Source organism: Actinomadura roseirufa (assembly GCF_900659635.1).
Classification (GTDB): Bacteria; Actinomycetota; Actinomycetes; order Streptosporangiales; family Streptosporangiaceae; genus Spirillospora; species Spirillospora roseirufa.
The window spans coordinates 1-3835 of the sequence record NZ_CAACVB010000458.1; the positions used below are offsets into that span (position 1 = coordinate 1).

Annotated in this window: 4 protein-coding genes; all 4 read left to right on the forward strand. The window is 76.7% G+C overall.

Going from position 1 to position 3835, the window contains the following annotated elements; genetic code table 11:
• The first annotated feature begins 328 nt into the window (after positions 1-328).
• Entirely contained in the window at positions 329-535 is a 207-nt protein-coding gene (locus E1291_RS40010; RefSeq protein WP_131743210.1) for a hypothetical protein, read from the forward strand.
• Between the two features lie 375 nt (positions 536-910).
• Positions 911-2149: a glycosyltransferase family 4 protein gene (locus tag E1291_RS40015; RefSeq protein WP_207401214.1), complete on the forward strand. Its 1239-nt coding sequence runs from the start codon at positions 911-913 to the stop codon at positions 2147-2149.
• Positions 2146-2886, forward strand: a complete 741-nt coding sequence (locus E1291_RS40020) for a DUF2334 domain-containing protein (RefSeq protein WP_207401215.1) — start codon at positions 2146-2148, stop codon at positions 2884-2886. The genes E1291_RS40015 and E1291_RS40020 overlap by 4 nt, the downstream gene beginning before the upstream one ends.
• Positions 2883-3835: glycosyltransferase (locus E1291_RS40025; protein ID WP_131743212.1), on the forward strand; the 953-nt coding region annotated here is incomplete at its 3' end. The genes E1291_RS40020 and E1291_RS40025, both read left to right, overlap by 4 nt.

Genomic DNA, 3835 nt, shown 5'->3' on the forward strand with positions numbered 1-3835 from the left:
GAGAGCCCGTTGCGGTGAAAGTCGCACGGCGGGTTCGGAGGGGGGCCGTCGGAAAAGGACCGGCACGCAAGCCGGAACCTCGCCGACGGCCCACCCTACGTCTCGTGGGGGGAACCGATCGCGGAGGCGAACCACATCGTGGACGCGGCTCTCGCGGTGGCGACCACTCTCGGTGCGCCGACGGATCAGGGCTGCGCCGGTGAGTGAGTTCGGGCGTGGGCGCGGGGGGACGGGTGGTGCGGCAGAGCCCCCCGCGTCCGCTTCACCGGGGGAGCGGCTGACGGAATTGGCGTCGCTTGTGCGTCGGCGCTTTTCCGACGTTGCGCCGATGCTGCCGCACGGGACGGAGATTCTGCATCTCATCCGTCCGGGAAAAGGGCCCCACTATGTCGTCTGGGCCCGTCACCGTCTGGCCTTCCTCTGGTACTGCGGGCCCGACCATGGGGCGCAGATCGGCACGACCGCCGAGCAGGCGGCCGAGGTGATCGGGCGGACGCTCGACCTGCCGCCCGCGCAGACACCGTCCGACCCGTGAAGACCGGCGCGGTGGTGCGGTTGACGCCGCCCCCGAGGTCCCGCACCGCCGCGCCCCCGAGCACGCCGGGACGAAGCACGGCACCCGTGCGCAAGGGCCTGCTCGCCGCGTGAGAGCCGGGGTGGCGCCGTTTTCCGATCGCTGCGGCCCGACGGCGCCACCCCCAGGGCCGGCGGGAGCACCGGCCGGGCCGGTGCCTTCGACGATTCTGATCTGAGCGCCGGATGTGCCTGCAGTGCGGTTCCGGAACGGTGGGTCGCGTGACGCGCTGAGCGACGGGTCGATCACCGAGACGATATTTCCGTTCGTGTGATGTTCGCCTCGCGGGTGTCGGGCGGCGACCGGGAAGTCGGCCGGTCCGGAGAACCTCTCGCCGTGAAGGTCGCCATCGTGACCGAGTCGTTCCTCCCCCGCGTGAACGGGGTCACGGGCTCGGTCTGCCGCGTTCTCGAACACCTCGCCGCCAACGGCCACGAGGCCCTCGTCGTCGCCCCCGGCCCGGCGCCCGGCTCGCACGCCGGTACCCCGGTCGAGACGGTCCGGGGGGTCTCGCTGCCGTTCTACCCGTCGTTCGCGGTGGGGGTCCCCACCCGGCGCGTCACCGCCGTGCTGCGCGACTTCGGGCCCGACGTCGTCCACCTCGCCTCCCCCCTGGTCCTCGGCGCGTCCGGGCTGGCGGCCGCGCGCCGGCTCGGCGTCCCCGCGGTCGCCGTCTTCCAGACCGACATCGCCGGGTTCGCCCGCCGGTACGGCTTCCGCGGCACCGACCCGATCCTGTGGTGGTGGCTGCGCCGGCTGCACTCCCACGCGGACCGCACCCTCGCGCCCTCGACGCCCGTGCTGGCGGAGCTGGAGCGGCGCGGCGTGCCGCGCCTCGCCCGGTGGGGGCGCGGCGTCGACCGGCGCCGCTTCCATCCCTCGCACCGGTCGGCGCAGCTGCGCGCCCGGCTCGCGCCCGACGGCCGGGCGCTCGTCGGGTACGTCGGTCGCCTCGCGGCCGAGAAGCGCCCGGAGATGCTCACCCGGCTCGTCGGCGTCCCCGGCGCGCAGGTCGTGGTCGTCGGGGACGGCCCGGAGCAGGACAAGCTGCGCCGCCGGATGCCGGACGCCGTGTTCACCGGGTTCCGCACCGGGAGCGAGCTGTCGGAGCTCGTCGCCTCCCTCGACGTGTTCGTGCACACCGGCGCGGACGAGACGTTCTGCCAGGCCGTCCAGGAGGGGCTGGCCTCCGGCGTGCCCGTCGTGGCGCCTGCGGCGGGCGGTCCGCTGGACCTCGTCCGACCCGGCGTGAACGGGCTGCTGTACTCGCCCGACGATGGCTCGGAGCTGCGCGCGGCCGTGTGCACGCTCGTGGACGACGTCCGGACGCGCCGCCGCATGGCCGTCCAGGCCGCCGAGTCCGTGGGGGGCCGTGACTGGGACACCGTCTGCGAGGAGCTGATGGGCCACTACCGGGACGTCCTGCACGGTCGGCCCGCGCCGCACGAGGACACCGGCCTCGCCGCGGACACCGGTCTCACTGCGGGCACCGGACCGGCCGCCGGCACCGAGCCGGGCCGTGAGCCCGAGCGGCGCCGGATCACCGGCGGGCGCCGCACGAGGAGCGCCGCGTGAGCGCACCCGCCTTCCCGTTCGTGGTGTCGATCCACGACGTAGCGCCGTCCACCGCCGAGCCGACCGCGCGGTGGCTCGCGGACCTGGACGAGCGCGGCGTGCCGTGCACGCTGCTGGTGATCCCCGGCCCGTTCGCGGGCGGCGCGGCCCTCCCCGCCGACCCCGAGCTGGTCGCCTCGCTGCTGGCGGCGGCGGACCGCGGGCACGAGCTGGCGCTGCACGGCTACCTGCACGAGGGCGTGCCCGGCGGGCCGCTGTGGCGGCGCGGGGTGAACCGGGCGCTGGTCCGCGGCGCGGGCGAGTTCTGGGCGCTGAGCGGCCCCGAGGCCGAGCGGCGCCTCCGGGCTGGCCTCGACGTGCTCGCGGAGGCGGGCATCGGCGTCGTCGGGTTCACGCCGCCCGGGTGGCTCGCCTCGCCCGGCACCCGGCGGGCGCTCGCCGGAATGGGCTTCGCCTACTGGACGAGCCACCTCGGCGTGCACAGCCTGCCGGGCGGGCCCGTCCGGCGGATGCCCGCGCTGTCGCACCGCCCCGGCGGGGCGGGGGAGCGCACCGGCGCGCGGCTGATGACCGGCGCGGCCCGCGCGTTCGCCGGCCGTGGCGTGCCGTTCCGCATCGCCCTGCACCCGGCGGACCTGACCCGGCCGGGGCTGCGCCGCGCCGCGCTCGCCGCCATCGACGCCGCGGTGGCCGCCGGAGGCCGCCCGGTGACCTACGAGACACTGGTGACCGCGTGAGGATCGTGCAACTCGCCAACCTGTACAGCCCCGTGTCCGGTGGCCTGCGCACGGCCGTGGACACGCTCGGCGGCGGGTACGCCGAGGCCGGGCACGAACGGGTCCTCGTCGTGCCCGGCCCGGCCTACACGCGCCGCGACACCGCGCACGGGACGGTCGTGACGGTGCCCGGCCCGTCGGTGGCGCCGGGCTACCGGCTCGTCCTGGACCCGCGCCCGGTGCTGCGCGTCCTCGGACGGCTCCGGCCCGACGTCATCGAGGTGTCCGACAAGGCGACCCTCACCGTCGCCGCCCGGTGGGCGCGGCGGCGCGGCGTCCGCACGGTGCTGTTCTCGCACGAGCGGCTCGACGCGATCCTCGGCCCGCGCACCCCCGGATGGGTACCACTGGAGGCCGTCGCCGACCGGTGGAACCGGCGGCTGGCCGCCGCGTTCGACGCGATCGTCGTCACCTCCGCGTTCGCCGCCGCCGAGTTCGCCCGGGTCGGCGCGCCGTCCCTGCACCGGGTCCCGCTGGGCGTGGACCTCACGACGTTCCGGCCCCGTCCCGTCCCCGCCGAGGACGGGGTGCGGCTGGTGCATCTCGGGCGGCTGTCCACCGAGAAGCGCCCCGAACTCGCGATCGGCGCCGTCGCCGAGCTGGTGCGCCGCGGCGTCCCCGTCCGGCTGGACGTCGTCGGCGACGGGCCCTGGATGGTGCGGCTGCGCGACTGGGCGGCCCGGGAACGGCTGCCGGTCCGCTTCCACGGGCACGTCGGCGACCGCGCCGCCGTCGCCGGGCTGCTCGCCCGCGCCGACGTGGCCCTCGCGACCTGCCCGATCGAGTCGTTCGGGCTGGCCGTGCTGGAGGCCCTCGCCTGCGGGACGCCCGTCGTGACCGCCGACCGCGGCGCCGCCCACGAGCTGCTCGCGCCCGGCGCCGGGGCCGTCGTCGCGCCCCGCGCCGCGGG

Excerpts from the sequence above, each read along its gene's own strand:
- E1291_RS40010 (WP_131743210.1), top strand. The coding sequence starts at position 329 with ATGCTGCCGCACGGGACGGAGATTCTGCATCTCATCCGTCCGGGAAAA.